This is a genomic window from Nostoc sp. NMS7 (genome assembly GCF_017115085.1).
Lineage (GTDB): Bacteria > Cyanobacteriota > Cyanobacteriia > Cyanobacteriales > Nostocaceae > Nostoc.
In genome coordinates this window covers 1-3,107 of the sequence record NZ_JABXKJ010000001.1, presented here as the reverse complement: position 1 = coordinate 3,107, position 3,107 = coordinate 1, and the positions used below count along the sequence as shown (strand labels likewise).

The following is a 3,107-nucleotide window of genomic DNA, read 5'->3' as shown; positions in this document are numbered from 1 at the left end:
TAAAAGTCTTGCCGTGACCTTTCTCCTTGCTGGCATCTGACCATTGATAACGAGTTACCCATTGATCTGGTGAGTAACTATAAATTATTTCAGTGGCACTGCCGACAACTTCCTTGGGTGGTCTACTCGTTAATTGTTGAGGTTGGGGTATATCGGTCGCTGCCTCGGTCAACTTCACCAAAGTAAAGTCACTTGGGATTGGGACTGGCTTGGGTTTGATTATCTTCTGTTTCGCTGGCTTCCAACTTGGCAAGGGAGTATAGTTATCGCTCCTGGATGCTAATAGCTGCGCCATTGGGTTGACTGCTTCCTTGATTTCTTTGCGATCGCAGCCATTCCAGCAAGTAATCACAGGTGGTTCTGCCTTGCTCCAACTGAAATTATGCCCACCGCAAACCGGACAAATGTACTTGCCTTTTACATTTGTCGCTTCTAGCTGGTCTTGAAAATTACGGATATCGAATTTTTCAAACTGCTGACGTTGAGTTTTTGAGTTATTGGTCTTTTGGGGCGCTTCTTTTGTAAACATTTTTCTCTCCTGTGGGGTGGAATCGTTGCCACAGAAGGATATCGCCATTATTGAGTTTTGCTTTACCCGTGTTCCTTGAGTTGTTAAATTGAATCATACGTTTGGCATTTCTGCCTCTATCCTGATACTGGGAACCAAAGTGGGATAGAGTTGATATAACTATTATTCAAAATAGAGAACCTATTTTGATTGATTGACGGGTGGTTGTTGTTTTCTCCTGTGGGGGCGACATCCTCCTGTTTTTTTTTGACTTAAAACTCAAACTACCAGAATGCAGGTGTTTTTGATTAAAAAATTACCTTGCAGATATATTTCGCAGCTTCAAATGCAAGCACAACAAGGGTCGCAGTTGTCGCAGAACACTTAGACTTCGCAAAAATTGACATAGAAGACACCGAAAACGGGGGCGACACAGTGCGATCGCAAGCTGGAAGTATTAATTTTTCGTTGTCGCTGTCGCTTTTTTGCAACTTAGGATTCATAAAAAATTTGCATATATAGTTCATAGCTCATAGTTCATTCAAAATTTACCCCCAAGTCAATACCAAGAGCGGCTTCGATTTTTCGGATTACTTCCTCGCTTACGCTTGCATAAATCTGCTCATTCTCCAGTTGATACCAGTAAGTCCTAGAGACTCCTGATTCACGGCATATTTGGAGCAATGACCGACCATCGCCCTCTCGCGCTTTTCTGATACGGTCGCCCAATCCTGGGAACTCCCGAACCATTTCAACTACTCGCTTGACTTGCACGAAAATTAATAGATCCATATATTTTCTCAACATCATCATATTTTATTTGTCTACGAACAGTTGCTCTATGTCTACGGATAGTGTACAGTAATTTTGGGTTGAATTGCAAATCACGTTTTCGTTACTTATGAAGGAATCAAGTCAACCAGATTATTACAGAAATGCTTTTGAGACAATTTCAGGGACTTTGAACAATAGGAGATGGAGACAAGTTAGAAGCGAGTTGGAACGTTCTGGATTAGTAGTTAATCTCAAGTCTGTACAAAGCTACGCACTGTTAAAAACCCAATACCCGCGAACTGTTCTAACAAAAAAAGCAGTTAAAACAGTTGAGGAATTTAAAGATGCTCATGAATCCACAGATGAATTTAGTGGAGAAGAATTATTAGCCATCCTCAGAAAAATAAAGCCAAAAGTAGGCGATCGGATGCTAGCCAATTTTTTCTATAAAGCTGAATTACATTTTGGCAGACAAAACGCATACACCTTAGCTGAAGCTTCCAAAGTTGTCTTTTTTGCTGCAATCACAAGGAATAAATAGCCATGAGTAAAGACCTCAAGAATAAAGTAGATTCTATCCGCCGCTCTCTGAAAAATAATGGCTTAGAAGTGTCAGCAACAGTTATTGAAATGAAAATTTTAGAGATGTACCCAAACTATGAAACAAACTGGAACAGCACCACTCGCGCAGAAGTAGTTAAATCTGTCACCAACGACCATAAGTTAAGTCAAACAGCAACTGCGATCGCTCCGGTCGTTAATGCACCTCCCAGTATCCAACCTCTTACCCAGCTTCAAGAGTCTGAAACCTTTATAGAGGAAGAACTAGAGGATGAGGAAGTAAGCGCAATAGAAGACGAAGAAGTAAACGCGATGCCTACGGCGGTAAACTACGCACCCTTGGACATTGACCAAGCTGGTGAATTAGCAACTATTGAGGATAAATCTGAATTGGTTGCCAGCACAGCTGTGAGCTTTTGTTGAATATAAGGCGCAAGTTAACCAACAGAAAATCAATCACATGATTGATGAGGTTAGGGCAACAGTCACCCAGCGTAATAAAGAAACGTCTCAACGCTTGAATAATGGCTTAAGTCAGATAGCGAAAGATATTAAGGAGGCTGACACCGACTTTAAAAGTCAAGTCAAAAGCGCCCTCCAATGTTTTGCAATACCAGCTAACAAAACAAGCTAGCAGAGGCTACACACTCAGTTTTAACCCCAAGAGAGTAGGATTCATCATCATAGCCATTGCCCTACTTCTATTTGCCCTACAAGCTTACGATGACTGGAGATTATCACGATTCCGAGTTAAGGGGATAGAGGACAGGGATTTTGCAGACCCAAATAAATATTTAGAAATACCCAAGGAATTACCAAAATGGTAAAAGATAATTCTACTTTCAAACTGAAAAATCATGTTACACCAAAAGCACGGAGAATTAACCAAGTTCTCAAGACTAAATTTGGTGTAAGTCTGGATGATTTTACAAATGCAATGATGGGTGATGTCACCAGCGCTCAGAAGATTGGAGAATTAGCACGTCAAGGTAGATTGTCAGCAGAATTTGCACCCAAATTAGCCGCAGCGTACCACGAAATAATTAACGGGACGACTGCTCTAAATATTGCCATCTCTGAGGTACTGGTAAATGCTGGGAAGAGTGCGATAGAGATTGACAAAGCAGTTATGAACGCCACGCTTGCAAATGCTCAATATGGGCATAAAAGAAGTGAGTTAGCTGCTGAATCTATAAATGCTCGAAACATCGAGAATCAGCGCCATAACTACCAAATGAATTACACCCAAATAAAGGGGTATATC

The 3,107-nt window shown here is 41.1% G+C and carries 4 protein-coding genes and 2 pseudogenes; 4 read left to right on the top strand and 2 right to left on the bottom strand.

Translation table 11 applies throughout. From position 1 onward, the window contains the following. Both HWQ38_RS00030 and HWQ38_RS00025 read right to left on the bottom strand, forming a co-directional pair. A pseudogene (locus HWQ38_RS00030) lies at positions 1-529 on the bottom strand (heavy metal transporter); the annotation flags it as partial. A gap of 516 nt (positions 530-1,045) precedes the next feature. Then, positions 1,046-1,300, bottom strand: a complete 255-nt coding sequence (locus HWQ38_RS00025) for a helix-turn-helix transcriptional regulator (protein ID WP_292788834.1) — start codon at positions 1,298-1,300, stop codon at positions 1,046-1,048. Positions 1,301-1,409: 109 nt separating this feature from the next. On the opposite strand from HWQ38_RS00025, the gene HWQ38_RS00020 reads away from it, so the two are divergent. From HWQ38_RS00020 to HWQ38_RS00005, 4 genes and pseudogenes are all read left to right on the top strand, one after another. Then, positions 1,410-1,823, top strand: a complete 414-nt coding sequence (locus HWQ38_RS00020) for a hypothetical protein (RefSeq protein WP_292788831.1) — start codon at positions 1,410-1,412, stop codon at positions 1,821-1,823. A 2-nt stretch (positions 1,824-1,825) separates the two neighbouring features. Beyond that, entirely contained in the window at positions 1,826-2,266 is a 441-nt protein-coding gene (locus tag HWQ38_RS00015) for a hypothetical protein (protein ID WP_292788828.1), read from the top strand. A gap of 182 nt (positions 2,267-2,448) precedes the next feature. Then, complete coding sequence (locus tag HWQ38_RS00010) at positions 2,449-2,670, top strand: hypothetical protein (RefSeq protein WP_292788826.1); 222 nt, start codon at positions 2,449-2,451, stop codon at positions 2,668-2,670. Continuing rightward, positions 2,664-3,107 (top strand): annotated as a pseudogene (locus tag HWQ38_RS00005) (hypothetical protein); the annotation flags it as partial. The gene HWQ38_RS00010 and the pseudogene HWQ38_RS00005, both read left to right, overlap by 7 nt.

Bases quoted from the DNA above. Each gene is read 5' to 3' on its own strand.
- HWQ38_RS00020 (WP_292788831.1), top strand. From the start codon at position 1,410: ATGAAGGAATCAAGTCAACCAGATTATTACAGAAATGCTTTTGAGACA.
- HWQ38_RS00025 (WP_292788834.1), bottom strand. From the start codon at position 1,300: ATGGATCTATTAATTTTCGTGCAAGTCAAGCGAGTAGTTGAAATGGTT.
- HWQ38_RS00015 (WP_292788828.1), top strand. From the start codon at position 1,826: ATGAGTAAAGACCTCAAGAATAAAGTAGATTCTATCCGCCGCTCTCTG.